Annotated in this window: 27 protein-coding genes and 2 pseudogenes; 15 read left to right on the top strand and 14 right to left on the bottom strand. The window is 64.7% G+C overall.

Features of this window, described 5'->3' with window-relative positions; genetic code table 11:
- Positions 1-310: 310 nt before the first annotated feature.
- The 5 genes and pseudogenes from RY1_RS29510 to RY1_RS27505 form a co-directional block, all read right to left on the bottom strand.
- Positions 311-614 (bottom strand): annotated as a pseudogene (locus RY1_RS29510) (integrase core domain-containing protein); the annotation flags it as partial.
- A pseudogene (locus RY1_RS31115) lies at positions 589-705 on the bottom strand (IS481 family transposase); the annotation flags it as partial. The pseudogenes RY1_RS29510 and RY1_RS31115, both read right to left, overlap by 26 nt.
- A 122-nt stretch (positions 706-827) precedes the next feature.
- On the bottom strand, positions 828-1,991 hold the full coding sequence (locus RY1_RS27515) for a M20 family metallopeptidase (RefSeq protein WP_072807222.1): 1,164 nt from the start codon (positions 1,989-1,991) through the stop codon (positions 828-830).
- Positions 1,988-3,160: a M20 family metallopeptidase gene (locus RY1_RS27510; RefSeq protein ID WP_072807221.1), complete on the bottom strand. Its 1,173-nt coding sequence runs from the start codon at positions 3,158-3,160 to the stop codon at positions 1,988-1,990. Before RY1_RS27510 ends, RY1_RS27515 begins: the two co-directional genes overlap by 4 nt.
- A gap of 15 nt (positions 3,161-3,175) precedes the next feature.
- The gene (locus RY1_RS27505; protein WP_072807220.1) at positions 3,176-3,883 is read right to left on the bottom strand and encodes an enoyl-CoA hydratase/isomerase family protein; all 708 of its coding nucleotides are present in this window, start codon (positions 3,881-3,883) and stop codon (positions 3,176-3,178) included.
- A gap of 97 nt (positions 3,884-3,980) precedes the next feature.
- Between RY1_RS27505 and RY1_RS27500 the strand changes: the two genes are divergently transcribed.
- Both RY1_RS27500 and RY1_RS27495 read left to right on the top strand, forming a co-directional pair.
- Positions 3,981-4,808, top strand: a complete 828-nt coding sequence (locus RY1_RS27500) for a purine-nucleoside phosphorylase (RefSeq protein WP_072807219.1) — start codon at positions 3,981-3,983, stop codon at positions 4,806-4,808.
- Positions 4,805-6,406: a phospho-sugar mutase gene (locus RY1_RS27495; protein WP_072807218.1), complete on the top strand. Its 1,602-nt coding sequence runs from the start codon at positions 4,805-4,807 to the stop codon at positions 6,404-6,406. Before RY1_RS27500 ends, RY1_RS27495 begins: the two co-directional genes overlap by 4 nt.
- Positions 6,407-6,425: 19 nt before the next feature.
- On the opposite strand, the gene RY1_RS29505 is transcribed toward RY1_RS27495, so the two are convergent.
- Positions 6,426-6,995 carry a DUF2797 domain-containing protein gene (locus RY1_RS29505; RefSeq protein WP_084727930.1) on the bottom strand — a complete coding sequence of 190 codons (570 nt, stop codon included), beginning with the start codon at positions 6,993-6,995 and terminating at the stop codon, positions 6,426-6,428.
- A 48-nt stretch (positions 6,996-7,043) separates the two neighbouring features.
- Between RY1_RS29505 and RY1_RS29500 the strand changes: the two genes are divergently transcribed.
- Positions 7,044-7,334 carry a hypothetical protein gene (locus RY1_RS29500; protein ID WP_139280000.1) on the top strand — a complete coding sequence of 97 codons (291 nt, stop codon included), beginning with the start codon at positions 7,044-7,046 and terminating at the stop codon, positions 7,332-7,334.
- Here the strand turns inward: RY1_RS29500 and upp are convergent.
- On the bottom strand, positions 7,316-7,939 hold the full coding sequence (gene upp / locus RY1_RS27485) for a uracil phosphoribosyltransferase (protein ID WP_072807216.1): 624 nt from the start codon (positions 7,937-7,939) through the stop codon (positions 7,316-7,318). The two genes, RY1_RS29500 and upp, sit on opposite strands and share 19 nt — an antisense overlap.
- Positions 7,940-8,031: 92 nt before the next feature.
- On the opposite strand from upp, the gene RY1_RS27480 reads away from it, so the two are divergent.
- From RY1_RS27480 to RY1_RS27460, 5 genes are read left to right on the top strand one after another with little or no spacing between them, the layout of a single operon-like run.
- Positions 8,032-8,331, top strand: coding sequence for a type VII secretion target (locus RY1_RS27480; RefSeq protein WP_072807215.1), 300 nt, complete (start codon positions 8,032-8,034; stop codon positions 8,329-8,331).
- The gene (locus tag RY1_RS27475) at positions 8,328-9,476 is read left to right on the top strand and encodes a C40 family peptidase (protein WP_072807214.1); all 1,149 of its coding nucleotides are present in this window, start codon (positions 8,328-8,330) and stop codon (positions 9,474-9,476) included. Before RY1_RS27480 ends, RY1_RS27475 begins: the two co-directional genes overlap by 4 nt.
- Positions 9,473-9,796 (top strand): YbaB/EbfC family nucleoid-associated protein, encoded by a 324-nt coding sequence (locus RY1_RS27470; protein WP_072807213.1) that lies wholly within the window; start codon positions 9,473-9,475, stop codon positions 9,794-9,796. Before RY1_RS27475 ends, RY1_RS27470 begins: the two co-directional genes overlap by 4 nt.
- A complete protein-coding gene (locus tag RY1_RS27465) occupies positions 9,793-10,095 on the top strand; it encodes a YbaB/EbfC family nucleoid-associated protein (protein WP_072807212.1) in 303 nt (100 codons plus the stop codon). The genes RY1_RS27470 and RY1_RS27465 overlap by 4 nt, the downstream gene beginning before the upstream one ends.
- 15 nt (positions 10,096-10,110) lie before the next feature.
- Positions 10,111-11,382, top strand: a complete 1,272-nt coding sequence (locus RY1_RS27460; protein WP_072807211.1) for a SatS C-terminal domain-containing protein — start codon at positions 10,111-10,113, stop codon at positions 11,380-11,382.
- Positions 11,383-11,388: 6 nt separating this feature from the next.
- Here RY1_RS27460 and RY1_RS27455 read toward each other — a convergent pair whose 3' ends face one another.
- Genes RY1_RS27455 through RY1_RS27445 form a run of 3 tightly spaced genes read right to left on the bottom strand, consistent with a single transcriptional unit; the run spans position 11,389 to position 14,245 of the window.
- Entirely contained in the window at positions 11,389-12,513 is a 1,125-nt protein-coding gene (locus RY1_RS27455; protein WP_072807233.1) for an adenosine deaminase, read from the bottom strand.
- Positions 12,514-12,555: 42 nt separating this feature from the next.
- On the bottom strand, positions 12,556-13,839 hold the full coding sequence (locus tag RY1_RS27450) for a thymidine phosphorylase (protein ID WP_072807210.1): 1,284 nt from the start codon (positions 13,837-13,839) through the stop codon (positions 12,556-12,558).
- A complete protein-coding gene (locus tag RY1_RS27445; RefSeq protein WP_072807209.1) occupies positions 13,832-14,245 on the bottom strand; it encodes a cytidine deaminase in 414 nt (137 codons plus the stop codon). The genes RY1_RS27450 and RY1_RS27445 overlap by 8 nt, the downstream gene beginning before the upstream one ends.
- Before the next feature lie 264 nt (positions 14,246-14,509).
- On the opposite strand from RY1_RS27445, the gene sdhC reads away from it, so the two are divergent.
- The 4 genes from sdhC to RY1_RS27425 are packed head-to-tail and all read left to right on the top strand — an operon-like array spanning position 14,510 to position 17,924.
- The gene (sdhC, locus tag RY1_RS27440) at positions 14,510-14,920 is read left to right on the top strand and encodes a succinate dehydrogenase, cytochrome b556 subunit (protein WP_072807232.1); all 411 of its coding nucleotides are present in this window, start codon (positions 14,510-14,512) and stop codon (positions 14,918-14,920) included.
- Positions 14,920-15,375 carry a succinate dehydrogenase hydrophobic membrane anchor subunit gene (locus RY1_RS27435; RefSeq protein WP_072807208.1) on the top strand — a complete coding sequence of 152 codons (456 nt, stop codon included), beginning with the start codon at positions 14,920-14,922 and terminating at the stop codon, positions 15,373-15,375. Before sdhC ends, RY1_RS27435 begins: the two co-directional genes overlap by 1 nt.
- 16 nt (positions 15,376-15,391) lie before the next feature.
- On the top strand, positions 15,392-17,143 hold the full coding sequence (gene sdhA, locus RY1_RS27430) for a succinate dehydrogenase flavoprotein subunit (protein WP_072807207.1): 1,752 nt from the start codon (positions 15,392-15,394) through the stop codon (positions 17,141-17,143).
- Position 17,144: 1 nt separating this feature from the next.
- The gene (locus RY1_RS27425) at positions 17,145-17,924 is read left to right on the top strand and encodes a succinate dehydrogenase iron-sulfur subunit (protein ID WP_072807206.1); all 780 of its coding nucleotides are present in this window, start codon (positions 17,145-17,147) and stop codon (positions 17,922-17,924) included.
- Between the two features lie 174 nt (positions 17,925-18,098).
- Here RY1_RS27425 and RY1_RS27420 read toward each other — a convergent pair whose 3' ends face one another.
- From RY1_RS27420 to RY1_RS27410, 3 genes are read right to left on the bottom strand one after another with little or no spacing between them, the layout of a single operon-like run.
- Complete coding sequence (locus RY1_RS27420) at positions 18,099-19,493, bottom strand: MFS transporter (RefSeq protein ID WP_371829514.1); 1,395 nt, start codon at positions 19,491-19,493, stop codon at positions 18,099-18,101.
- An 11-nt stretch (positions 19,494-19,504) separates the two neighbouring features.
- A complete protein-coding gene (locus tag RY1_RS27415) occupies positions 19,505-20,332 on the bottom strand; it encodes an aldo/keto reductase (protein WP_072807205.1) in 828 nt (275 codons plus the stop codon).
- Positions 20,333-20,356: 24 nt separating this feature from the next.
- Complete coding sequence (locus RY1_RS27410; RefSeq protein WP_072807204.1) at positions 20,357-21,334, bottom strand: Gfo/Idh/MocA family oxidoreductase; 978 nt, start codon at positions 21,332-21,334, stop codon at positions 20,357-20,359.
- Between the two features lie 62 nt (positions 21,335-21,396).
- On the opposite strand from RY1_RS27410, the gene RY1_RS27405 reads away from it, so the two are divergent.
- Entirely contained in the window at positions 21,397-22,422 is a 1,026-nt protein-coding gene (locus RY1_RS27405) for a Gfo/Idh/MocA family protein (protein WP_072807203.1), read from the top strand.
- Here RY1_RS27405 and RY1_RS27400 read toward each other — a convergent pair.
- Positions 22,409-23,440, bottom strand: a complete 1,032-nt coding sequence (locus RY1_RS27400; protein WP_072807230.1) for a LacI family DNA-binding transcriptional regulator — start codon at positions 23,438-23,440, stop codon at positions 22,409-22,411. The two genes, RY1_RS27405 and RY1_RS27400, sit on opposite strands and share 14 nt — an antisense overlap.
- Before the next feature lie 105 nt (positions 23,441-23,545).
- Here RY1_RS27400 and RY1_RS27395 point away from each other — a divergent pair, with 105 nt between their 5' ends.
- Positions 23,546-24,553, top strand: coding sequence for a Gfo/Idh/MocA family protein (locus tag RY1_RS27395; RefSeq protein WP_072807202.1), 1,008 nt, complete (start codon positions 23,546-23,548; stop codon positions 24,551-24,553).
- A complete protein-coding gene (locus tag RY1_RS27390) occupies positions 24,550-25,443 on the top strand; it encodes a sugar phosphate isomerase/epimerase family protein (RefSeq protein WP_072807201.1) in 894 nt (297 codons plus the stop codon). Before RY1_RS27395 ends, RY1_RS27390 begins: the two co-directional genes overlap by 4 nt.
- Position 25,444 lies beyond the last annotated feature (1 nt).

Below are 25,444 nucleotides of genomic sequence, written 5' to 3'. Positions count from 1 at the left end.
GCCTCCACCACCCGCGCCCGCGCCACATTCTCCACCACCCGCCACCGCGCCGACACCCCCACCAACCCCGCCACACACCCATCCCAGTCATACACACCACCACCAGCAGCCACACCGCAGTCCAACGCGCCAGACAAGGCTGCAGCCGAACCCACAACCGAACCTACCGTCGAACCACTCACCGAAACCCCCGTATCGAACATACGTTCTACACTACCCGACCGCACACCCACCCGCAAGAATTGAATCCTGAATCACCAAGCAGCGCAGCAACACTCAGCGTTGCCGGCAACAGCGGCTGATTCAGGTCCTGGGTGTAGGCCCATTCCTGGTTGAGGGGGCGGTTGAATCGTTCGACTTTGCCGTTGGTCTGCGGCCGGTACGGTGTGGTCCGCTCGTGTTGACATCGGGACCCAACACTGCTGCGAATAGCATTGAGCGGTAACAGGATCCGTTATCGGCGAGTACATCAGCCGGCTGTGATCGTCGACGGCATGATGGATGAACGAGTATCCGCGGCCTTGCTTCTTGTTGTGGCGGTTGCCGATCGTGCGTCCGAGCTTGCGATGGCCACCGCCGTCGGGGATCCGCCCATTTCTTCGCTGTGGTCGGTGAAACCTGAAACCGTTCGACGGCCCGGCGGATCGACCAACCGTCGTCGACGATCGATATCGCGAGCTTCAATCTCCTATTCGGGGTGAGCAGGCATTAGCGTGGGACACGAGGACCTCTCGGTTGTCGGTGCAGTTGTGGTAACCACACCGATACCGGAGGTCCTTACCTGTCTATCGCTGACACGCCGTCCACAACGTCCCTGCTCATTACGGCTAATTCGGGTCGAGAGCGATACTCGTCATTACCTTCACACCGACAGCGAGTGCACGCTCGTCGAGATCGAATGTCGGCTGGTGGATGTCGAGCTGTGGGCCCGTTCCCGACCAGACGCCGAGCCTCGCCATCGCACCCGGAATATCCTCGAGGTACCACGAAAAGTCCTCGCCGCCACCCGATTGCGCGGTATCTGCCAATGCTGCCGGCCCGACTCGTCGGATCGCATTCTCGAATGTTCGCGTCGCCGCCTCGTCGTTGACTACCGGGGGAACGCCACGCCGGTAATGCAATTCGAACCGAACGCCGGTGGGCGCGATCAGACCCGTCACGATCTCCTCGACCATCGGTTCGAGCAACGCCCAGGTTTCGTGATCGCCGGTTCTGACGGTTCCGGTCAACATCCCGGTCTGCGGGATCGCATTGGGGGCCTGGCCGGCGACGACGGCACCCCACACCATCACCGTGCTCGTTCGCGGATCGATACGACGGCTGAGCATTCCCGGCAGTCCCGTGATGACGGTGCCCAGCGCATAGACCAGGTCGGTCGTCAGGTGGGGCCGGGATGTGTGGCCACCCGGCGAATCCAGTCGCAACTCGACAGTGTCGGCTGCCGAGGTGATCGCGCCTACACGCACGCCGACCTTGCCTGCTTCGAGCCGCGGATCGCAGTGCAGCGCGAAGATCTTGGTCACGCCCTCCAGGGCGCCCGCGGCGACGACGTCGAGCGCTCCTCCCGGCATGACTTCCTCGGCCGGTTGAAAGATCAGTCGAATACCGAACGGCAGCTCGGGTAGCGACGCCAGGGCAAGAGCGGTGCCGAGCAGTACCGTCGTGTGTGCGTCGTGTCCACAGGCATGTGAGACACCGGGAACCGTCGAGCTGTAGGCGGCACCGGTGAATTCTTGGAGCGGCAGCGCATCCATATCGGCGCGCAATGCGATGCGCGGCCCGGCAGGTCCGAGGTCGCAGATCAGTCCGGTACCGCCGGGCAGCGGCTTCGGCGACAACCCGGCAGCTTCGAGATGTTCGACGACGAACGCAGTCGTCGCGAATTCCTGACGCGCAAGCTCGGGATTGGCGTGGATATGGCGTCGCCACTGCGACAGATCGTCGGCGTGCTCGAGGATCCACTTCTCGACGAGAGCATGATTCTCGGTCATCGCGCTGCCGTCCGGATCTCGAGGTCGCCGAGAAGGCGATCTCGCGCCTCGGTGTCGAGAGCTGCGCTGACGACGGTCCGCGCCAGCAGACGCGCGCCGTCGAGAACTGCGGCGTCGGCCGATGCGGTGACGCACGCTGCGGCGAACTCGGGCTGATGGGTCACGGCCCCACCGGAATCGAGACCGATGATCGGATGGATGCCGGGTAGAACTTTCGTCACGTTTCCCATGTCCGTACTGCCCAGAGGGCGGAATCCTTCCAATTCGGGTGCAAGCGGTGCGCGTCCGATCGACACGGCTTCGCGGCGATAGGTCGCCGACAGCCATGGATCCGGCGTCAGTTCGGAGTACGTCGGTGAGATCGTGCGCACGTCGTAGGTGCACCCCGTCGCGATCGCGCCTGCCTCGAAGCACGCATACGTCTTCGTGGTCAGGGCTTCGAGTGATTCCGAGGTGCGCGCACGGAGGTAGTACAACAATTCGGCGTGGCCAGGAACGATGTTGGGCGCGAGGCCACCCTCGCTGACGATGCCGTGCAACTGCTGCCCCGGCGAGAGATGCTGCCGCAACAACCCGATCGCCACCTGGCTGATCGTCACGGCGTCGCCTGCGTTGATTCCCCACTCCGGCGCAGCGGATGCATGGGCTGCGCGGCCGGTGAACGACACAGCGATATCGGACAACGCCAACGACGTCGCATCGACGATGTCGAACGGTCCTGGATGAACCATGACGGCTGCGGCGATGCCGTCGAACACCCCTCGCTCGAGCATGCGCACTTTCCCGCCGCCACTCTCCTCGGCCGGGGTGCCGAGAACGCGAATGGTGACCCCGAGTCGTTCGGCCAAGGGCGCCAACGCGATCGCCGCACCTGCTGCCGACGCCGCGATGATGTTGTGCCCACAGGCATGACCGATCTCCGGGAGCGCGTCGTATTCGGCGCAGATACCGACGGTCAGCTCGCCGCTTCCGAATTCGGCGACGAAGGCGGTGGGCATGTCTGCCACACCGGTCTCGATCTCGAAGTCGTGTGCGCGCAGTAGGTCGATCACCTTGGCTGCACTTCGATACTCCTCGAAGGCCAACTCCGGTTCGGAATGTATCGAATGCGAGAGCGCCGTCAGGTCGCCTGCAGCGCTCTGCACACCTGCATCGGTCTCATCGATCACCGACCCAGTCTGTCACTACTGGTTCCCGAAGCTGAAGTTGCTCTCTCCCGTCGGGGTGTTCAGCGCAGCGAGAACGTCGGCGTGGATACCCCGCTTGATCCCGGCGAGGTTCGGTCCGTGGGTGCTCGTCAGCGCTGCGGCGCGCTCGACTGCGGAAGACAGAACCTCGTTCTCGGACACTGCGACGTCGGCAATTCCTGCGGTCACCGCGTCCGCGCCGCCGAAGCGCCTGCCGGTGGTCATCGCCTCGATGGCGGTCTGCTTCGGAAGTCGCCCCGTTACGAGCGCCGACATACCGACCGTGAACGGCATGTTCAGGTTCACTTCGGGCAGGCAGTAGAAGCCGCGATCGGCGCGGACGACGCGGAAGTCGTGAGCGGTGGCGAGCATCGCTCCTGCACCGAACGCGTGACCCTGCACCGCCGCGATGGTTGCCATCGGGAACGTCAGCAGCCGGGTGTACAGCGTGTGGACACGATCGAGGTACCAGGTGATTCTGTCGAGGTTGGCGAACAGCCAATCGGTGTCGAGACCGTTGGTGAAGAACTTGCCCGTCGCGGTGGTGACCAGCGCGGACGGACCGGATGTCGCTTCCACTTCGTCGAGCAGCGCGTGGGTGGCGTCGATCCACTCGGGATGGAACCGATTCTCTGGATTCTCAGCCGAGTCCTTGGTGCCGAGGAACAGGAGGTGCACGTCGCCGTCGCGTTCGAGGTAAGGCATGGCCGAATACTACCGGGCGGTAACGTGCACTTCTTCGCAGCCGCACGGCGGTGTCCCTGACGACCGAAACCGCGCGCATCTCCTAGGGTTGTCCTCCGTGGGAGAAACAAGCGCAACCTCGGCCGATCCAACCGCCGATCCGACGGGAGCTGCATCGACCGCTGCCGCCGCCATCGCCGACGCCACGGGAGTCGCCGAACACACAGTGGCGATCGTGCTCGGGTCCGGGTGGCAGGCAGCTGCGGACAGATTCGGCGAACCGACGTCCACCCTTCGCATGGCAGATCTCCCCGGCTTCGCTCCCCCGTCCGCATCCGGCCACTCCGGCACCATCACGTCGGTGAACGTGGGCGGCACGCACACGCTTCTCCTGCAGGGCAGGACACATGCCTACGAGGGGCACGATCTGTCACGCGTCGTGCACCCTGTGCGGACGGCCGTCGCCACCGGCGCGAGAACCATCGTTCTCACCAATGCTGCAGGCGGAATCCGCGACGGCTCACGCGTCGGCCAGCCAGTGTTGATCTCCGATCATCTCAATCTCACGGCACGCTCGCCGTTGGTCGGCGCCGAGTTCGTCGATCTGGTCGACGCGTACTCCTCCGAACTTCGCGACCTCGCCCGCAGCATCGATCCATCGCTCGAAGAAGGCGTCTACGCGGGGCTCCCCGGCCCGCACTACGAGACACCGGCCGAGATTCGCATGCTGGCCACCCTCGGCGCCGATCTCGTCGGCATGTCGACCGTTCACGAAACCATCGCTGCTCGGGCGCTCGGGGCTCGTGTCCTCGGCATATCACTCGTGACGAATCTCGCTGCGGGGATGACGGGCGAGCACCTCGATCACAAGGAAGTGCTGGAGGCGGGTAGGGCGTCGGCATCACGGATGGGCGATCTGCTACTGAAACTGGTGCAATCACTGTGACTTCGGAACTGGCCGAACAGGTTTCCGCATGGATCGCCGGCGACCCGGATCCATCGACTCGTGAGGAACTCGCCGAACTGCCCGCCGACGAACTGGCGGATCGCTTTCGTGCACCTCTGAGTTTCGGAACTGCAGGCCTCCGCGGCGAGGTACGGGCAGGGCCGAACGGAATGAACGTCGCCGTAGTGGTCAGAACGTCGGCAGGAATCTGCGCGTGGCTGCAGAAGAAGTGCCTCGGCGGGTCGACGGTCGTGATCGGCAGGGATGCACGGCACGGATCCGAGACCTTCGCCTCTGCTGCCGCGGAAACATTTGCAGCTCAGGGGTTCTCGGTTGTCCTGCTGCCCCGTCCACTGCCTACTCCGGTTCTCGCGTTCGCCGTCCGTGCACTGGGCGCGGATCTCGGCATCCAGATCACCGCCTCGCACAATCCCGCAGCCGACAACGGTTACAAGGTCTACCTTCGCGGCGGTGCGCAGCTGATTCCGCCCGCCGACCGTGAGATCGAGGCCGAGATCGCGTCGATCGGACCTGCCGTCGACGTGCCGCTAGTAGTGGTCGGGTCCGGTGGATCCGACGTCACCGCACGGTATCTCGACACACTGCCCGCACTCGTACGCTCACCCCACCGGGCGATCAGAATCGCACTGACTGCGTTGCACGGCGTCGGCGGCGAGGTGGCCCTGACGGCATTGCGGGGTCTCGGCTTCCGCGACATCCACATCGTCGACAGTCAATTCGAACCCGACCCCGAATTTCCCACCGTTGCGTTTCCCAATCCCGAGGAGCCAGGAGCATCGGACGCACTACTCGGCCTGGCAGCCGAAGTGGACGCCGATCTGGCGATCGCTCTCGACCCCGACGCCGACCGGTGCGCCATCGGAGTGCCGACGACGTCCGGCTGGCGGATGCTCAGCGGCGACGAAACCGGCGCGCTGCTCGCCGACCACATCCTCGCGTCGGCGCCTCCGAACTCGTTGGTCGCCAACACGATCGTCTCGTCCCAGCTGCTCTCGGCGTTGGCACCCGCCAGGGGTGCGCGATACGCACGTACCCTGACCGGATTCAAATGGCTGGTCCGCGCAGGAGAAGGGCTCGTCTACGCGTACGAGGAAGCGATCGGCCACTGCGTCGACCCGACGACAGTCAACGACAAGGACGGAATTTCGGCTGCCGTCGTCCTCGCGGATCTCGCGGCGTCCTCCAAGGCGGACGGGCGCACCCTCCTCGACCTGCTGGACGGCCTCGCAGTCGAGTTCGGAGTCCATGCAGGAGCACAGGTTTCGAAGCGGGTGGACAATCTCGACGACATTGCATCGATGATGGAGACACTGCGCGCGAGTCCCCCTACCGAACTTGCCGGCCGCGAGGTGACCGTCACGGATCTGCTCGCCCGACGCGGCCCACTGCGCACCGACGCCGTCGAACTCGCCGGTGACGGTATCCGCATCATCGTGCGGCCGTCGGGAACGGAACCGAAGGTCAAGGCGTACCTCGAAGCCGTGGTGCCGGTGGCCGGCCGCGACGCGTTGCCTGCTGCGCGTGAGACCGCGGAATCTATGCTCGAGGACCTGCGACGGTTCGCGCGCTCTCTGTGACAGACGGGGCTCCGACGCTTCAGAACAGCGCCGACTGCACCGCAGGCAGCGCCGAACAATAGTCTCCGAAACGAACGCGTCGGCCCTTGAGCTCATGCAGGTCGACGACGTAGGACTCACCGTCTATGTCCACGACCGCAGCCTGCCCGAAGCACGCCTTCACCGTGAATCCGTGTGTGCCCGAGGTCATGTCGTTCGGGTACGCCACTCGATTGCCCGACGCCAGATCACGAAACCCGGCCACCCGCCACGCCTCGTCGACGACGCGGAAGCTGTCGTCACCCGGCCCGAGAATGTCGCGGACCCTCTGCGCGAGCACCGCCGTCGCCGAGTCGAGGCGAGCCGTGTCGACGGGCAACGCCAGCGCAGCCGCTTTCGCCGACGAGCGCACTGCCTGCCGCACCTGGAGCTGCTCGGTCACCCGGTCCTCGAGAACGCGGATGACCTTGCCGTCCGTCGCCCACGCGACGTACTGCGCACACATCGCTCCCTGCTCGGCCAACCGTCCCCACTTGCGGGTGTCGGCCGCGGTACCCACCTTGTGCACACCGTTCGCGAACGTCGCGATGTACAGCCAGTGCGGCTGCATCACGTGCGCTTCGAGATCGCGTGAGACGAAACCGCCTCGATGAATGGTGTGGACGAACCGAAACGGGTCTTTCGATTCGCATACCTCGCATTGCGATCCGACGTCGACAGGCGACTGTTTCGGACATGGCACATACTCGGAACCACCGGCCTTGAAAGCGATCCGCCCGGTGCACCACCGCTGCGCCCCGAGAGAAGAGAATCCGACCCGGGCATCTCGCAGGTCGAGATGCCCGACCTCCCGCGTCGCAGTGTCGACGACACGAAGACGCGGGTCGCCCTGATCTGCGGGCCAGGTGACTCCGAGAACGAGCGAGGCGTTCAGCGCGGACCGAACTGACGGTCGCCCGCATCTCCGAGACCGGGGACTATGAATGCGTTCTCGTTGAGGCCGTCGTCGATGCTCGCCGCAACGAGGCGGACAGGAAGCCCCGAGGATTCGAGCGCCGCGACACCCTCGGGCGCCGCGACGACACAGATCGCAGTGACGTCGGCGGCACCACGGCCGACGAGCAACTCGATCGTGTGGACCATCGAGCCACCGGTTGCGAGCATCGGGTCGAGGACGTAGACGGGGGTCTGCGAGAGGTCGTCGGGCAGCGACTCCATATACGGCACCGGCTGGTGCGTCTGCTCGTCGCGCGCCATGCCGACGAAGCCGACGCGGGACTGGGGAATCAGACCGCTCGCCTTCTCGACCATGCCGAGCCCGGCCCTCAGGACCGGGACCAGCAGCGGCGGATTGGCCAGCTTCGTGCCCTGCGTCGTGGCAACCGGAGTCTTCACCTCGAAGTTCGAGATCGCGGCATCACGGGTGGCCTCGTACACCAGCATGTGGGTGAGCTGGCGAAGTGCGGACCGAAATATTGCGTTGTCGCTGCGCTCGTCGCGCATCGTCGTCAGCAGGGCTGCGGCCAGTGGATGATCGACCACGTGAGTTTCCATTCCAGAAGGATAATTGCGGGAACCGATCCGCTCTCACGTGCGTCGAATCTTGTGTAGGCAATTCCTACGTATGGCGAGTTCGGGGGGCATCGATGGTGGAGATTCAGGTACAGGCGGCCGGGGTGGACGCGTTCGTCGCCTCGGCAGGCGCTCTCGCTGTCGAGACCGCCGGTGCGGCGGCAGCAGCGACAGCGTGCGGTCCAGCGGTACTCGCCCCTGTATTCGGGCTCATCGGAACCGAGTTCCTCGCAGCATTCACCGGCACGCACACCGCGCACACCGCCGCGGTCGGCAGGCTCGCCGACGTGCTCGGCAGCATCGGTCACGCGGCGGCAGCAGCCGGGGTCGGATACGACACGACAGATGGCGCGACGGCGGTGAGCCTCGCGTGATCGACCTGCTGGCGAAACCGATCGTCGATCTCCTCGGGGCCTTCGGATCCGGTGTGATCCCCTCCGGCGGGCCGGCCGACGTCATCCGCGCGTCGTCGCGCACCCTCGACACGGTGGAACGCATCGGAACGAGCGCGGTGTCGGAGCTCGCGTCGGCGTGGAGCGGTCCCGCCGCGGCAGCCGCAACGGAGCTGGCAGGCGCGGCCGCCACCAGCGCGATCCAACTCGCCGATCATGGCACCGACATTGCCGCCGTCGTCGACCGTGCCTGCGAAAAGGTACAAGCCGGAGTGGCCGAGCTACAGGCGATCGTGCAGTCGTTCGTCTCGATTGCAGTCGCCTCCGCACCTGTGTTGGCCACACCGGCCGGACAGTCGATGCTGATCACCGCTGCCATCGAGCACCTCGAACGCGCACTCGCAGTCGTCGGGCGTGTGCGCGGCGAGCTGGACGTCCACGCCGCCGAGATCACCGGATACGCAGCGCCTCCCTCGGTTCCGCAACCGGCCGGTGTGCACCCTGCTTCCACCGTTCCAGCGGCGGCCGCATCCCCCGGTGCAGACCCGGGCGCTCAGTTCGTCCGCAATTTCGCGCAATCGGTCAGCTCGTCGGCACCGTCGGTGATGCCGGATCACGCGTCGAGCATTCCGACGATGCCTGCTGCCGTTGCACCGAACCAAGCAAGTTCGCCCCAGGGAATGTCGATGTATGCACCGCAGCGGGAGTCTGCCGAGGTGGGTACGGCGGGCCGCGGGGTCGAGGTTGCACTTCCCGACGGCAGCGTCGCTGTTGCACCCAACGAACAAGCAGCCGGGGCTGTGCGCAGCGCACTGAGCCAGCAGGGCACTCCGTACGTCTGGGGCGGCAACGAGCCCGGCCGTGGTCTCGACTGCAGCGGGCTGACCCAGTGGGCATACGCCGAGCAGGGCGTCGAGCTGCCGCGTCTGGCGCAAGAACAGGACATCGGTGCCCCGGTGGACGACAGCGAGGTGATGCCGGGTGACCTCGCCGTCTGGGACGGCCACGTCGCCATGGTCATCGGTAACGGCCAGTTCGTGGAGGCAGGCGACCCGGTTCAGGTGAGCGAAATCCGAACCACCAACAGCGGCATGGGCTTCAAGGGCTTCTACCGGCCGACGGCATGAACGAGCTGACCGCCGACGCGAGTACCCGAACCGAGTCCGTCCGCGTCCGAGCCACCGAATCGGGGCAACCGGTTCGCATCCGCATCGATCCGCGTGAATTGCAGTTCGGTGGAGCGGAATTAGCGCGGACGATCCTGCAGTTGTGTCAGCGCGCCACCGAATCGGCCAAGGCCGAACGCCGGACGCAGCTCGCGGACCACGGCATGCCCGCCGAAGTTCTCGACCGGCTGGCCCTACCTACGTCGGCGGCTGTCACGGACGCGGAGAACTCTCTGATGGATCTCGAACCCGCACCGACCAGTTGGTTGCGATCGGTATGAACGAGGCATTGGACCAGTTGATCTCGCGCGGCGATCGAGCCTTGGACACACTGCACGGTGCTGCCGAGTATCTGGCTGCGCTACGCGTCGTGCGTAGATCCTTCGACGGTCTCGTCACGGCCGAGGTGGACAGCCACGGCGCACTCGTGGGTCTCGAACTCGCCGAGGATCTGTCTCGTGAATCGGCAGAACGCCTGCAGACGTCCATAGTCGACACTGCGGCCGCAGCCACTCGGGACGCACTGACGCAGCGCGAGGAGATCCTGCGCAGGATGCAAACTTCACTCTCAGAGACCTGAGATAGGCTTCCGGCCATGGCTGGCGACATCATCCCGATCGAACTTGGTCTCACCCGCGGCGACTTCGTCACACTCTGGGCTCCAGAGTGGCACGAAGGCGACGACGAATGGGAGGCATTCCTCGGACACGAGGAGGATCTGTACGGGTTCGAAGCGGTGGCGCAGCTTGCGGCGTTCATCCGAAACGACGACGACAACGACCTCGTCGATCACCCCTCGTGGACGGTTGTATCCGCCCTGGCGGCCAACGAACTCGAACCCGACGACCTGCATCAATTCGATCTGGTCGGCGTCCCCGAACTGGTTGCCGAGGATCCCGATTCCGATGTTCTCGCCGAATTGCACGCCACGTTCGAGATGGTTCAGACGCTCGGCGATGTCTGCGAACTCAGTGCTGTCACTTCGTTTTTCGCCGGCAATCCACATCTCGGTTCGGTCGGTATCGGCGTCGAGGCGTACCTCGGCAAGGACGGTCAGGACCTGTGGGACCGGGTCGGGGCATCGGTGGCGAAGAGCTGGGACGGCGTCATCGACGCCATCGATTCCGTCGTGAAGACCCCCGACGTCGACGCCGATGCAGTCGAGATCGCCGAAGCCGAACTGCTCGCTGCTGCCGAGAACGACGTCGACGTCGACGACGTGACCGAGGACAGCGACCGGGACACCGACGACGACCAGGACACCGACGACGACTCCGACGAGGCGACCGCTGACCCCGTCGCCGACGCCGCAGCCGAGGACGGGTTCTGGACGAGCGTCGGGATCGACCCGATTCGAATCATCACATCCGACGACACCCTGTACACCCTGCGGTGCTACATCGACGACGAGCCGATTTTCCTGGGTCGCGCGGGCGCCATCACCGTGTTCGGTTCCGAGCGGTCCCTCGCCCGCTATCTCGCCGACGACCACGATCATGAACTGGCGAAGGTGAGCACCTTCGCGGACGTCCAGACCGCCGCCGTCGACGGATCACTGCAGATCGAGATCACCGACGAGAACGTCTATGTGCTTCCCGGACTCGCCGACGACCTGGCCGACGGCCCCACCGCAGTGGATTCGGATCAACTCGATCTCGCAGTCGAATTGTTCACCGACGCCGCCGACTTCGCCGACGACGATTCGGTGGAGACATCACTCGCCAGTTCGACGCCGCTGGGGTGGTACATCTCCTACACTCTCGAACCGGACCCGAACCGGTTGGCTCCCAGTGCGCCGTTCGACGTCGAAGCCGAGGCATGGCGCGCGCTGGAGCGCGACTTCGAGTCTCGGCTGCGCAAGCTCTGAGGACCGTCAGCCGAGCAGCACCGCATAGCCGGGTTTGACGACGTCGTCGATCAGTTCGAGTCGTTCGTCGAACGGAATGAACGCCGATTTCATCGCATTGATCGTGAACCGCTCCAAATCGGTCCAGCCGTACCCGAAGGTGTTGACCAGCTTGTACATTTCACGGCTCATCGAGGTGTCGCTCATCAGCCGGTTGTCGGTGTTGACGGTGACTCGGAATCGAAGTCGGGCCAGCAGATCGAACGGGTGCTTCTCCAGACTGTCGACAGCCCCGGTCTGTACGTTCGAGCTGGGGCACAGTTCGAGTGGCATGCGCTTGTCGCGAACATAGGCGGCCAGCAGTCCCAATGTCGCCTCGCCGTCCGATGCGACTGCGATGTCGTCGATGATGCGGACACCGTGGCCGAGACGATCTGTTCCACAGAACGCGACGGCCTCCTGAATGGACGGCAGCCCGAAGGCTTCGCCCGCATGAATCGTGAAGTGTGCATTCGCTTCTCGCATGTATTCGAAGGCGTCGAGATGTCGACTCGGAGGGAACCCCGCCTCGGCGCCCGCGATGTCGAATCCGACTACTCCTCGATCGCGAAACCGTACGGCGAGTTCGGCGATCTCTCGTGAGCGAGCGGCGTGTCGCATCGCGGTGAGCAGGCAGCCGACGCGAATTCGCTTGCCGTTCACCCGCGCTGCGGACACACCCGCTCGAAATCCCTCCAGAACGTGTTCGACGACCTCATCCAGAGTGAGACCCCGCTGCAGATGCTGCTCGGGAGCGAAGCGAACCTCCGCGTACACGACACCGTCGTCGGCGAGATCCTCCGCGCATTCCTGTGCCACACGGGCAAGCCCCTCCGGCGTCTGCATCACCGCGACCGTGTGCGCGAACGTCTCCAGATAGCGTTCGAGGGAACCGCTGTCCGCGGCATTTCGGAACCATTCCCCCAGCGCCGCTCCGTCGGATTCGGGCAATCCGTCGTAACCGCTGTGCTGCGCCAGATCCAGGACTGTCTGCGGCCGAAGCCCGCCGTCCAGATGGTCGTGCAGCAGCGCTTTGGGGGCGGTCTTGATCGAGGGCAGATCGAGCGGCGTCGCGCCGCTGCTCGGTGTCGTCACAGGTTGGGCGGTGCTCATGATCGAACGGTAGCCTGCCTGCGCCACACGTGCGGGGTAACTCTAACCGCCGATTCGGCCGAGAACGATGGGTGATGCCGCGACAGCGTCGGTGCCCAGGGTCCACGCGTCGGCGATCGCCTCGGCGGCGTACTCGAACTTCGCCGGGGTGTCGGTGTACAGCGTCGCCAGCGGTTGGCCTTCGGACACGCGGTCGCCCGGTTTCGCATGCAGCCGTACGCCCGCAGCGGCCTGGACCGGCTCGCCCTGCCGCTCGCGGCCTGCGCCCAGACGCCACGCGGCGATGCCGACGCCCATGGCATCGAGTGCCGTGACGACACCACCGGACCGCGCCGTGATCCGGTGCGACTCCTTCGCGACCGGCAGCGGCGCCGACGCGTCACCTCCCTGCGCGGCGATCATCGCCTTCCATCGATCCATCGCGCTGCCGTCGGCCAGTTTGTCCGCCGGGTCGACGCCTTCGATTCCTGCTGCGGACAGCATCGTTCGGGCGAGTGTCACCGTCAATTCGACGATGTCGGCCGGCCCACCCCCCGCAAGAACCTCCAGCGATTCCTCGACCTCGAGCGCGTTGCCCGCTGTGAGCCCGAGCGGAGAGTCCATCGCCGTCATCAGCGCAATCGTGCGAACCCCTGCGTCGCCGCCGAGGTCCACCATCGCCTCGGCGAGTGCTCGGGCGTCGTCGATGTTCTTCATGAAGGCGCCTGCCCCGACCTTGACGTCGAGAACCAGGGCCCCTGTCCCCTCAGCGATCTTCTTGCTCATGATCGAACTGGCGATCAGGGGAATCGATTCGACGGTGCCGGTCACATCTCGCAGGGCGTACAGCCGCTTGTCGGCAGGCGCCAGATCGGCACCGGCCGCGCACACCACGGCGCCGACGGCCGGATCGGCCAGAATCGAGTGAATCTCTTCGGCGCTCAGATCGGCGCGCCAGCCCGGGATCGATTCGAGCTTGTCGAGCGTGCCGCCGGTGTGGCCAAGCCCTCGGCCCGAGAGCTGCGGAACGGAAGCGCCGCACGCAGCGACCAGGGGCGCCAGCGGCAACGTGATCTTGTCTCCGACACCGCCGGTCGAGTGCTTGTCGACGGTCGGCCTGGCGAGATCGCTGAAGTCCATCCGTGTTCCGGACGCGATCATCGCCGCGGTCCACGAGCTCAACTCGGCACGGGTCATTCCGCGCCACATGATCGCCATCGCAAGCGCCGACATCTGCTCGTCTGCCACGATCCCGCGAGTGAAGGCGTCGATCACCCAGTCGATCTGGGCAGTGGTCAGAACCCGCCCGTCGCGCTTGGCGGCGATGACCGACACGGCGTCAGGCATGGCCTGCCACCCTGCCGGATTCGAGGTCGTCGGGTCCGAAGGCTGCGGGGAGAAGCTCCGCGAGCGGCGTTGGCCCGCCGTCGGTGTCGACCAGAAGTTCACCGCCGCCGAACTCGAACAGCAGCTGCCTGCACCGTCCGCACGGCATCAAGCGTTTCCCTCGGCTGTCGCAACACGTGAATGCGACGAGGCGACCCCCACCCGTGGAATGCAGATTCGAGACGAGTCCGCACTCCGCGCACAGGCCCAAACCATATGAGACATTTTCCACATTGCATCCTGTGACAATTCGTTCATGGTCCACCAGTGCCGCAGCACCCACAGGATAGTTCGAGTACGGCGCATAGGCTTGCCTCATTACGCGATGAGCACTGTCTCGCAACGTTTTCCAGTCGATTTCGGGCATACTCACAATCAAATCACGGGTTCGACCCCGTTGCATCACAGTCGACTGAACCGATCATGAAGAATTGGGAAGGCAAACCTAACAATGAATTACTGACGAGTACGAATCTCGAGTCGAATTAGTTCCATGTTTCCGTTGGGTTTAGAGTTCAAAGACGGCGGCTCTTGGATAACCGGTGGAGCCGGAGTACGACAAATCGAGCCAGGATCAGCCCGGCTACCAGGCTCGACGCGTCCACCAATGACGTTGGAGGCATTGCACTCGATGAGTAGCACGACGGAAGCCGCTCCGGCCAAGGAGCGTAAGCGGTCGCTGTACCGCGGTGATCCGGGAATGTGGTCCTGGGTCCTACACCGAATCACGGGCGTGTTGACGTTCTTCTTCCTGTTCGTCCACGTCCTCGACACCGCCATGGTGCGTGTCAACCCGGAGACCTACAACGGGATCATCGAGACCTACAAGACGCCCCTCGTCGGGCTGATGGAACTCGGTCTCGTCGCGGCAGTGCTCTACCACGCACTCAACGGCATCCGCGTCATGCTGGTCGATTTCTGGTCGCAGGGACCGAAGTACCAGAAGTTGATGCTGTGGGTCATCGCCGCGGTCTGGATCGTGGTCATGATTCCGGGAGCGGGCCGAATCTTCTACAACATGTTCACAGCGAGCGGGCACTGATGGCAACGACACACGGACCCGAGGCCAAGTCCCTCGGCAAGACATACGACCGACCGGCAAGTCTGGACAACCCGCGCTCACCGCGCCGGAAGTCGAAGGGCAACTTCGAGCTCTACGCGTGGTTGTTCATGCGATTCTCCGGACTGGCGCTCGTCGTCCTCGTCCTGGGCCACATGTTCATCATGTTGATGCTCGACGACGGCGTGCACCGCATCAACTTCGCATTCGTCGCCGGCCGTTGGTCCAGCCCGTTCTGGCAGTTCTGGGATCTGACCATGCTGTGGCTGGCTCAGCTGCACGGCGGCAACGGCCTGCGGACGATCATCGCGGACTACTCGCGCAAGGACTCGACCCGATTCTGGCTGACGACGTTGCTCGTGCTGTCGATGATTCTGATCATGGGCCTGGGCACCTACGTCATCTTCACCTTCGATCCGAACATTTCGGCGAGCTAAGGGAACTGAAGCATTCATGCAGGAACATCGTTATGACGTGCTCATCGTCGGCGCTGGTGGCGCAGGCATGCGAGCTGCCATCGAAGCCGGGCCGCAGGCCCGCACGGCGGTACTGACCAAGCTGTACCCCACTCGCTCGCACACCGGTGCAGCTCAGGGCGGTATGTGTGCCGCGCTCGCCAACGTCGAGGAAGACAACTGGGAGTGGCACACCTTCGACACCGTCAAGGGCGGCGACTACCTCGCCGACCAGGATGCGGTCGAGATCATGGCCAAGGAGGCCATCGACGCCGTTCTCGACCTCGAGAAGATGGGTCTTCCGTTCAACCGGACGCCCGAGGGAAAGATCGATCAGCGCCGCTTCGGCGGACACACACGCGACCACGGTAAAGCCCCCGTTCGCCGTGCGTGTTACGCAGCCGACCGCACCGGCCACATGATCCTGCAGACGCTCTACCAGAACTGCGTCAAGCACGACGTCGAGTTCTACAACGAGTTCTACGCACTCGATCTCTGCCTCACCGAGACCGACAACGGACCCGTCGCAACAGGCATCGTCGCGTACGAACTCTCCACGGGCGAGCTGCACATCTTCCACGCCAAGTCGATCATCTTCGCCACGGGCGGCTCGGGACGGATGTACAAGACGACCTCCAACGCGCACACCCTCACCGGTGACGGCATGGGCATCGTGTTCCGCAAGGGACTTCCCTTGGAAGACATGGAGTTCCACCAGTTCCACCCGACAGGCCTCGCAGGCCTGGGCATCCTCATCTCCGAAGCCGTCCGCGGCGAGGGTGGCATCCTCCGCAACGAGTCCGGCGAACGCTTCATGGAGCGTTACGCACCCACCATCAAGGACCTCGCGCCGCGCGACATCGTCGCGCGTTCGATGGTGCTCGAAGTTCTCGAAGGCCGCGGCGGCGGACCCAACAAGGACTACGTCTACATCGACGTCACGCACATCCCCGAGGAAGTTCTCGACGAGAAGCTCCCCGACATCATGGAGTTCTCACGCACCTACCTCGGTGTGGACCCCGTCAAGGAGCCGGTGCCCGTCTACCCGACGTGCCACTACGTCATGGGCGGTATCCCCACCAAGATCAACGGTGAGGTGCTGCGCAACAACGACGACATCGTCCCCGGCCTGTACGCGGCAGGCGAGTGCGCGTGTGTCTCGGTGCACGGAGCCAACCGTCTCGGCACCAACTCGCTGCTCGACATCAACGTCTTCGGTCGTCGCTCGGGTATCGCTGCGGCCAAGTACGCCAACTCCGTCGACTTCACCCCGCTCCCCGAGGAGCCGGCGAAGATGGTGGAGGAGTGGCTCGCACTCGTGCTGTCCGATCACGGACACGAGCGCGTCGCCGACATCCGCACCGAACTGCAGCAGTCGATGGACAACAACGCATCGGTGTTCCGCACCGAGGAGCGTCTCGAGACCGCACTCAAGGACGTTCGCGCCCTCAAGGAGCGGTACAACCACATCACCGTGCAGGACAAGGGAACTCGCTACAACAGCGACCTTCTCGAAGCCGTCGAACTCGGCTTCCTGCTGGAGATGGCCGAGGTCACCGTCGTCGGTGCACTCAACCGGAAGGAATCGCGCGGCGGACACGCTCGCGAGGACTACCCCAACCGCAACGACGACGAGTACATGAAGCACACCATGGCCTACAAGGAAGGCACTGGCCTGCTCACCGACATTCGTCTGGGCTACAAGCCGGTAATCCAGACCCGTTACGAGCCGATGGAGCGGAAGTACTGATATGAGCGCCCCCACTCTCGACAAGGCAGACCAGGCTTCCGAGCCACCCGTGCCCAACGGCGCGGTCATGGTGACTCTCAAGATCGCCCGCTTCAACCCGGAGAACGGCGACGGCCAGCGCTGGGACACCTTCCAGGTCCCGACGCTGCCGACGGACCGTCTGCTCAACCTGCTGCTGTACGTGAAGGGCTACCTCGACGGCACCCTGACGTTCCGCCGCTCGTGCGCCCACGGCGTCTGCGGTTCCGATGCCATGCGGATCAACGGTGTCAACCGGTTGGCCTGCAAGGTGCTGATGCGTGACATGCTGCCGAAGGACTCGTCCAAGTCGCTCACCATCACGATCGAGCCCATCAAGGGACTGCCGGTCGAGAAGGATCTCGTCGTCGACATGGAACCGTTCTTCGACGCGTTCCGCGCTGTGAAGCCGTTCCTGATGACAACGGGCAACGAGCCGACGCGTGAGCGGATCCAGTCCGCCGCCGACCGTGCTCGGTTCGACGACACCACCAAGTGCATCCTGTGCGCATGCTGCACTACGTCGTGCCCCGTCTTCTGGAGCGACGGCAGCTACTTCGGACCTGCCGCGATCGTCAACGCGCACCGCTTCATCTTCGACAGCCGCGACGAAGGTGCTTCCGAGCGTCTGGACATCCTCAACGACGTCGAAGGTGTGTGGCGTTGCCGCACCACGTTCAACTGCACCGACGCGTGCCCCCGCGGCATTCAGGTGACGAAGGCGATCCAAGAGGTCAAGCGCGCGCTGCTGTTCGCCCGCTAGACGTACGTAACTATCCGCTTCGGCCGCAAACGCACGTGCGTTTGCGGCCGAAGTCGTGTTCTGCCCCACTACCCGCGCAAACGCACGTGCGTTTGCGCGGAGGGGGGTGGGCGGGGGCGGGGTGGGGGTGCGCGAGGCGGGGGGTGCGCGGTGCGCGGGGTCAAGGCGGGAGAATCAGCGCGCGGCAGCCGTCACGGCTCGGCCTGCGTTCTTCGGGAGCGCGAGACCACCGATCACGACGACGATCATCAGCACACCGAGAGCTGCGAAGGACATCGAGAACGCCTCCCCCGACGGCCGTCCGAGGCCCTCGACGATCCCGGTCGATATCGTCAGCGCGATGGCCCCCAACGCGATGCCGAAGCCGGCGAACAGCTCTTGCGCTGTGGCATTGAAGGTATTGGCATGCGTCAGTCGATCACTCTCGATATCGGCGAACGCCAAGCTGTTGTAGGCGGTGAACCCGATGGATCGCAATGCACCGCTGACGACGAGTAGTGCTGCGATGACGACGGGCGGGGTGTCGATGCCGACGAGTGCGATGGCTCCGAAGCAGAGAATCGACAGCGCACCGTCCGCGACGATCACGGTGCGAATACCGAAGCGTCGCATGAGCGGAGTCGTCGTCGGCTTGATCGCGATGTTGCCGACGAACAGCGCGATGACCATCAGACCCGACACGAACGGCGACCAACCGAATCGAAGTTGGAACATCAACGGCAGCAGGAACGGCACCGCCGTGATCAGCATTCGATAGAACGATCCGAACGTCGCGGTGTTGCGAAACGATTCCACGCGCAACACCGTCAGGTCGAGCAGCGGATGCTCGGTCCTGCGCAGATGAACCACAGCGACGAGCAGAACGATCGCGGCGATCGCCACTCCGATGCCCACCGCCGTCCACGGAGTCCCTTCGGCTCTGATGCTGTCGAGCGAGACGATCAGCGCCGCGATACCGACGGTCGTCAGGACGAGCCCTCGCCAATCCAACGGCCGCGTCGCAGCGGAACCGTCGACGTCTCGAACCACCCGCAGCCCGATGATCAGACCGGCGATGCCGAGTGGGACGTTGATCAGAAAGATCCACCGCCACGAGAAGTACGTGACGATGGCTCCGCCCACGGCAGGCGCCAGAACGGGAGCCGTCAGCGCGGGCCACGTCAAATAGGCTATGGCACGGACCAATTCGGCTTTCGTCGTCGCACGGAGTACCGCGAGCCTGCCGACCGGAACCATCATGGCGCCGCCCACTCCCTGCAGCACACGCATTCCGATGAGCACCGGGAGCGACGGACTCAGCGCGCAGCCCACCGACGCGACCGTGAAGACCACGATCGCGGTGAGGAACACCCGTCGTACACCGAAGCGGTCTGCCAGCCATCCGCTGACCGGAATGAGCACGGCCAGAGTCAGGATGTACGCGGAGATCGCGACTCCCACATCGACCGGCTGCGCCCCGAACGAATCCGCAATGGCGGGAACAGCCGTCGCGATCACCGTGGCGTCGAGAATCTCCATGAACAACGCACCCGCGACGAGCAGTGCGAGTCCCCTCGGGAATGCCGACACCGGAGGCGCGCTCAGAACTCCTCGTACGTGTCGGGGTCCTGATCCCAGATTCGACCGCGCTCGAGACCGGAGATGGCCGCGACCTCGGCGTCGGTCAGTTCGAAACCGAAGACATCGAGATTCTGGCGTTGGCGATCGGGGTTCGACGACTTCGGTAGCGGCACCGCACCGAGTTGAACGTGCCATCGCAGCACGACCTGACCCGGCGAGACGTCGTGCGCCGTCGCCGCGGCCACGATCGGTGCCGCGTGCAGCAACTCCGATCCACGGCCGAGCGGACTCCAGCTCTCGGTGACGATTCCGTGTTCGGCGTGGTAGCGACGCAGCTCTGCCTGGGGAAAGTACGGGTGAAGTTCGATCTGATTGACCGCGGGCACCGTTCCGGTCTCGGCCTCGAGTCGGTCGAGGTGCGCTGCGGTGAAATTGGAGACACCGATCGATCCGACCAGACCGTCCTTCTGCAGCTCGATCATCGCACGCCAGGTGTCGACGTACTTGTCCACTTTCGGCAGCGGCCAATGAATCAGCAACAGGTCGATACGGTCGACGCCCAGCGCGGTCAGCGATGTCCTCGCCGACTCCTTGGCCTCGTCGTACCCGTGAAATCGACCAGGGATCTTCGTGGTGATGACTATGTCTTCGCGCGCGATACTCGACGCGGCGACCGCCCGCCCGACGCCACCCTCGGTTCCATAGCTCAGGGCGGTATCGATCAGTCGGTAGCCGGCATCGAGAGCCGACGTCACCGTCGCGGACATGTCCTCGCCCTCCGCTTCGACGGTACCCAGCCCGATCGCGGGAAGTGCGCCTCCATCGCCGAGTGGAACGGTAGGTGTCATGATCTCTCCTACGTGAATCCGAAGTCAGTAGTTCACGGCGACCGTCCGGCCGCCTTCGTTCATCGATACAACCAGAGCGTCGGCGACAAGTCCCGCGCGCAGTCCGGCGTCGGCGTCGGCGAGCGTCGACGCGCGGCCCTGCTCGATCGAGTCGATCCATTCCTGCAGTTCGAGGCGATACGCCTCCGCGTAGCGCGGAACCCAGTCGAGCGGGTATTCGATCGAACGCGTGAGCTCACTGTCGACGATCACGTGCGCAGGCACCGCGAACGACGCGACGCCGTCCTCGCCGACGATCTCGCAGCGTGTGTCGTAGCCGTACCGGGCGTTGACGAACAACTCGACCGTCATGAGCACGTCCGACTCGGTGCGCAGCAGCATGATCTGCGGGTCCTGGCGGATGCCCGAGTGCTTGGACGTGCGCCCGGCGTGCCAGCTGACCTCGGTGATCGGCGATCCGAGTAGCCACGGCATGATGTCGAGTTCGTGGATCGCGGAATTGGTGATGGTGGCGGCGGAGTCGCCGGGGCCCGCGACGACGTTGCGGCTGACACAGTGCGCGACGAGTGTCTCGCCGATCCGCTCTGCCGTCGACGCGCGCTTGAGCTCGTTGTACGCGGGGTCGAATCGTCGCATGAAACCGACGGTGATGAGGTTGCGATCGCCCTGCGCCGCGATGATCTCGCGGCACTCCGCTGCTGTCGGAGCAAGCGGCTTCTCGCATAGAACCGGTTTGTTCGCAGCAAGAGCCGCGTGGACGAGCTCGGCGTGCGTCGAGTCGTGTGATGCCACGATCACGGCGTCGACATCGTCACGCTCGATGAGCGCCTTCCCGTCTTCGGCGACCTGCGCGTCCCGAAGCTCGCTCGCCACGGATTTGGCGCGCTCGGCGTCGAAATCTGCGACCACGGACACCTCCGCACCCGAGATGGAGCCGTTGATCTTGCGAGCATGATCGGCACCCATTACGCCGACACCGATGATTCCAACGCGTACTGTCATGCGACGAGTATTACATCTGAATGTCCTGACAATCTATCTTTTGACGAGAACAGGCTCTCCTCATGACCTCGAATCCGACTCTGCCGATCTCCTCCGTGCCGGACCCGATGGATGCACCCGTCCTGAAGTGGGGAATCCTGGGTCCGGGCTGGATCGCCCATCGTTTCGCCGACTCGCTGAAGAAATACTCCACACAGCAGGTCGTCGCGGTCGCGTCGCGCAATCAGGGCCGAGCCGACGAGTTCGCCGTCGCCCACTCGGTGCCCCGCGCATACGGCAGCTACGACGCCCTGACGGCGGATCGCGACGTGGACATCGTGTACGTCGCCACTCCGCACACCGAGCATCACGCGTGCGCACTGGCCGCCATTGCCGCAGGAAAACATGTTCTCGTCGAGAAGCCGTTGGCTGTCGACGCCGCTCAGGCAGCCGAAATCGTCTCTGCGGCAGCCGAAGCCGGAGTTTTCGCCGGCGAAGCGATGTGGACCAAGTTCCTCCCGAAGTTCGATGTCATCGCGCAGGTCGTCGCAAGCGGTGTACTCGGTCCGATCCGCACCGTCCTGGTCGATCACGGTGAATACTTCACGTCCGAGCACCGCATCTACGATCCCGCTCTCGCCGGCGGCCCATTGCTCGATCTCGGCACCTACGACGCGTCGTTCATCCATTCCGTACTCGGTGCACCGACGTCGGTGGTCGCGGTCGCCCAGCCCGCGAACGACCAACTCGACGGCCAGGTTTCGGCGATACTCACCTCCGCAGACGGCAACCACGCGGTCATGAACACCACGATCCTGACCGACACTCCGACGACGGCCGCAGTCTGTGGCCGCGACGGCACCCTGACCATCGAGGGGCCGTTCTTCATGCCGGGTTCTTTCACCGTCGAGTTCCGCGGCGGACCGACGCTCGAATACCGCGAGGACAGGGGACTGCAGGTCGACGGTCTGCACTACGCTGCCGTCGACGCAGCCCGTGCCATCTCGACCGGCAGGCTCCAGTCGTCGGTACACACGCTCGACGACGCCGTCGCCACACTCACGATCATCGACGCCATTCGCGAGCAGATTCGGCTCACGGCGCGTTGAACCTGGTGAGCACCTGGATCGGTGATCGCTCGTCGACCATTCCATCCAGTCCGCCGCCTGCCTGCATCAGCACACGGCACGCCATCCGGGCGTCGGCACGCAGATCGTGATGCAACACCGCGGACAACGCACCCGAGCGCAGCAACGGCCTGTTGTCGCTGTCGAGATCGTGTGCGACGAACACCCGGCACCGCCGTCCCGCATGCTCGAAAGCCCGTACGACACCGGTGTTTCCGCCGCCGATCGAATACACGGCTTCGATCTCGTCGTGCGCGGCCAGTGCGGCCTGGACGCGCTCGAAGACGGTCTCGTCGATGCCCTCGCTGTCGGTGATCTCCACGACTCGCCTGCCACTCGGGTCGCCGCGCTCGGCACCCAACGACCGGAGAGTGCTGCGAAAGCCCATCTCACGCTCGCCTTCGTTGCGGAAGATGTTGCTCGTCAGGATGATCAGGACCGTGGACGCACTGTCGCCGAGCCAGCTGTCCACGAGATACGCGGCCGTTGCACCTGCCGCGCGGTTGTCGATTCCGACGTACGCCACACGACTACTGGTCGGCACGTCGGTGACATACGTGACGACCGGTATGCCCAGTGCGACCAATCGGTCGATCGCAGCGGCCACCTCGGGGTCGTCCGGGGCCTTGACCATCACTCCGTGTGAGCTGCGGCCGGTGAACTTGTCGAGTGTCGAGACCATGTCCGCGACCGATTCGGTCTCCCTGAAGTGAAACCGGCACCGTACCGCCGCAGGCGAGAGCATCGGTAGCTCCGCCTCCAGCGCCGCGCGGAACTCGGCGGAGAAACGCGCGGGAGTCTGCATGACGACGTCGAACAAGAACTTGCGTCCGTTGAGTCGCAGTTGCGCCCTCTGCTTGTCCAGATCCGAGACAGCTTGCTGCACTTCGGCTCTCGTGTTGGCTCGTACGCCTGGACGGTCGTGCAGCACCCGGTCCACCGTCGCCTCGCTCAGACCTGCTTGCTGAGCGATCTCACGCACCTTGTACCGATGCTTCACCACTAGGATCTCCTGAGGCATTTTTGATGGCTTTTGCGGCTTGATAGTACGGCAGCACGGCGTCAGACTCGAGATCTACATCTTCTCTTCGTTAGGACAACCCAGATGGGCATTACCGTCGGCGTCATCGGCCTCGGCCGAATCGGCGCATTCCACACCGAGACCCTCAGCACGCTGCCCGGCGTCGACGGCTTGGTCGTCACCGACGAGCGCGCGGCCGTCACCGAATCCGTCGCCGCGAAGTTCGGGGCGCGAGCAGTCGACAGTGCCGACGCACTTCTGAAGTCCGGCGTCGATGGCGTCGTCGTGGCTGCCGCGACTCCCGCACACGCCTCGCTCGTCCTGGCCTGCGTCGACGCCGGTATCCCGGTCTTCTGCGAGAAGCCGATCGCGGCGACTCCCGGTGAGAGCCTCGCTGTCGTTCACGGCATCGAGTCCAGCGGCGTACAGGTTCAGATCGGCTACAACCGACGCTTCGCACCCGCATTCGCCGCGGCCAAGAACGCGGTGCTCTCCGGTGATCTCGGCTGGCTGCACACCGTCCGGTCCACCACTCTCGACCCGGCTCCCCCGCCGCTCGAGTACGTCGCGGTCTCCGGCGGCATCTTCCGTGACTGCAGCGTCCACGACTTCGACATCGTGCGCTGGATCGTCGGCCACGAGGTGACCGAGGTGTACGCCGCAGGCTCCAACCAGGGCGATCCCAAGTTCACCGAGTACGGCGATGTCGACACCGCCACCACGACACTGACATTCGACAACGGCACCATCGGTGTCGTCTCGAACACCCGGTACAACGCCCGCGGCTACGACTGCAGGCTCGAGGTCCACGGATCGGACGACGCCGTGGTCGCCGGCTGGGACGAGCAGGTACCGGTCCGCAATCTCGAAGCCGGAACCACGTTCCCGAACGGCACACCGCACTCCTTCTTCATGGATCGCTTCACCTCCGCCTACCAGGTGGAGTTGGGCGCATTCGTCGATGTGGTCGCCGGTCGCATCGAATCACCCTGCACCGCACGCGATGCACTCGAAGTGGCCTACATCGCCGAGGCCGCAACCCTGTCCCTGCAACAGCACCGTCCGGTGCGAATCGATGAGGTAAGACTGTGACAACCACGACCGACATTCGCATTGCAGGCGCACCCATCTCCTGGGGCGTCTGCGAGGTCCCCGGCTGGGGTTATCAGATCGCATCCGACCGCGTTCTCACCGAAATGCGCGACGCGGGTCTGACGGCAACCGAGGTCGGCCCCGAGGGCTTCCTGCCCGCCGATCCGAACGAGCTTGCCGCGACGCTCGACCAGTTCAGCCTGAAATCCGTCGGCGGTTTCGCACCGGTACTGCTGCACGATGCGAACCATGATCCGGTCCCCGGCATCGCACCGCTGCTCGACGCGTTCATCGCCTCCCGCGCCGAGGTTCTCGTACTTGCTGCAGCCACCGGAAGCGACGGCTACGATTCGCGCCCCGAGCTCGACGACGCTCAGTGGGACACGTTGCTGCGCAACCTCGATCGTCTGCAGGCCGCTGCCGCCGAGCGCGGCATCCGCGCCGTGCTGCACCCGCACGTCGGTACGATGATCGAGAAGCGTGACGAGGTGTACCGCGTGTTGAACGGGTCCGCCATCCCGCTGTGTCTCGACACCGGCCACCTTCTCATCGGCGGAACCGATCCGCTCGAACTGGTGGAAGCGCATGCGTCGCGCATCACGCACGCGCACCTCAAAGATGTCGACGCCGCTCTCGCTGCACGCGTACAGTCCGGGGAACTCACCTACACCGAGGCTGTGGCTCAGGGCATGTACACCCCGCTGGGCACCGGTGACGTCAACATCGGCAAGGTCGTGAACGAACTGCTCGATGCAGGTTTCGACGGCTGGTTCGTGCTGGAACAGGACACGATCCTGGCCGCCGAGCCGACCGACGCCGGCCCTGTCACCGACGTCATCGCCAGCGTTGCCTACCTGCGGAGCGTCGTCGACGCCCGCGTAGCCTCGTAGC

This window comes from Rhodococcus yunnanensis NBRC 103083, from assembly GCF_001895005.1.
Classification (GTDB): domain Bacteria; phylum Actinomycetota; class Actinomycetes; order Mycobacteriales; family Mycobacteriaceae; genus Rhodococcoides; species Rhodococcoides yunnanense.
This window is presented reverse-complemented; position numbering and strand designations above follow the sequence as displayed.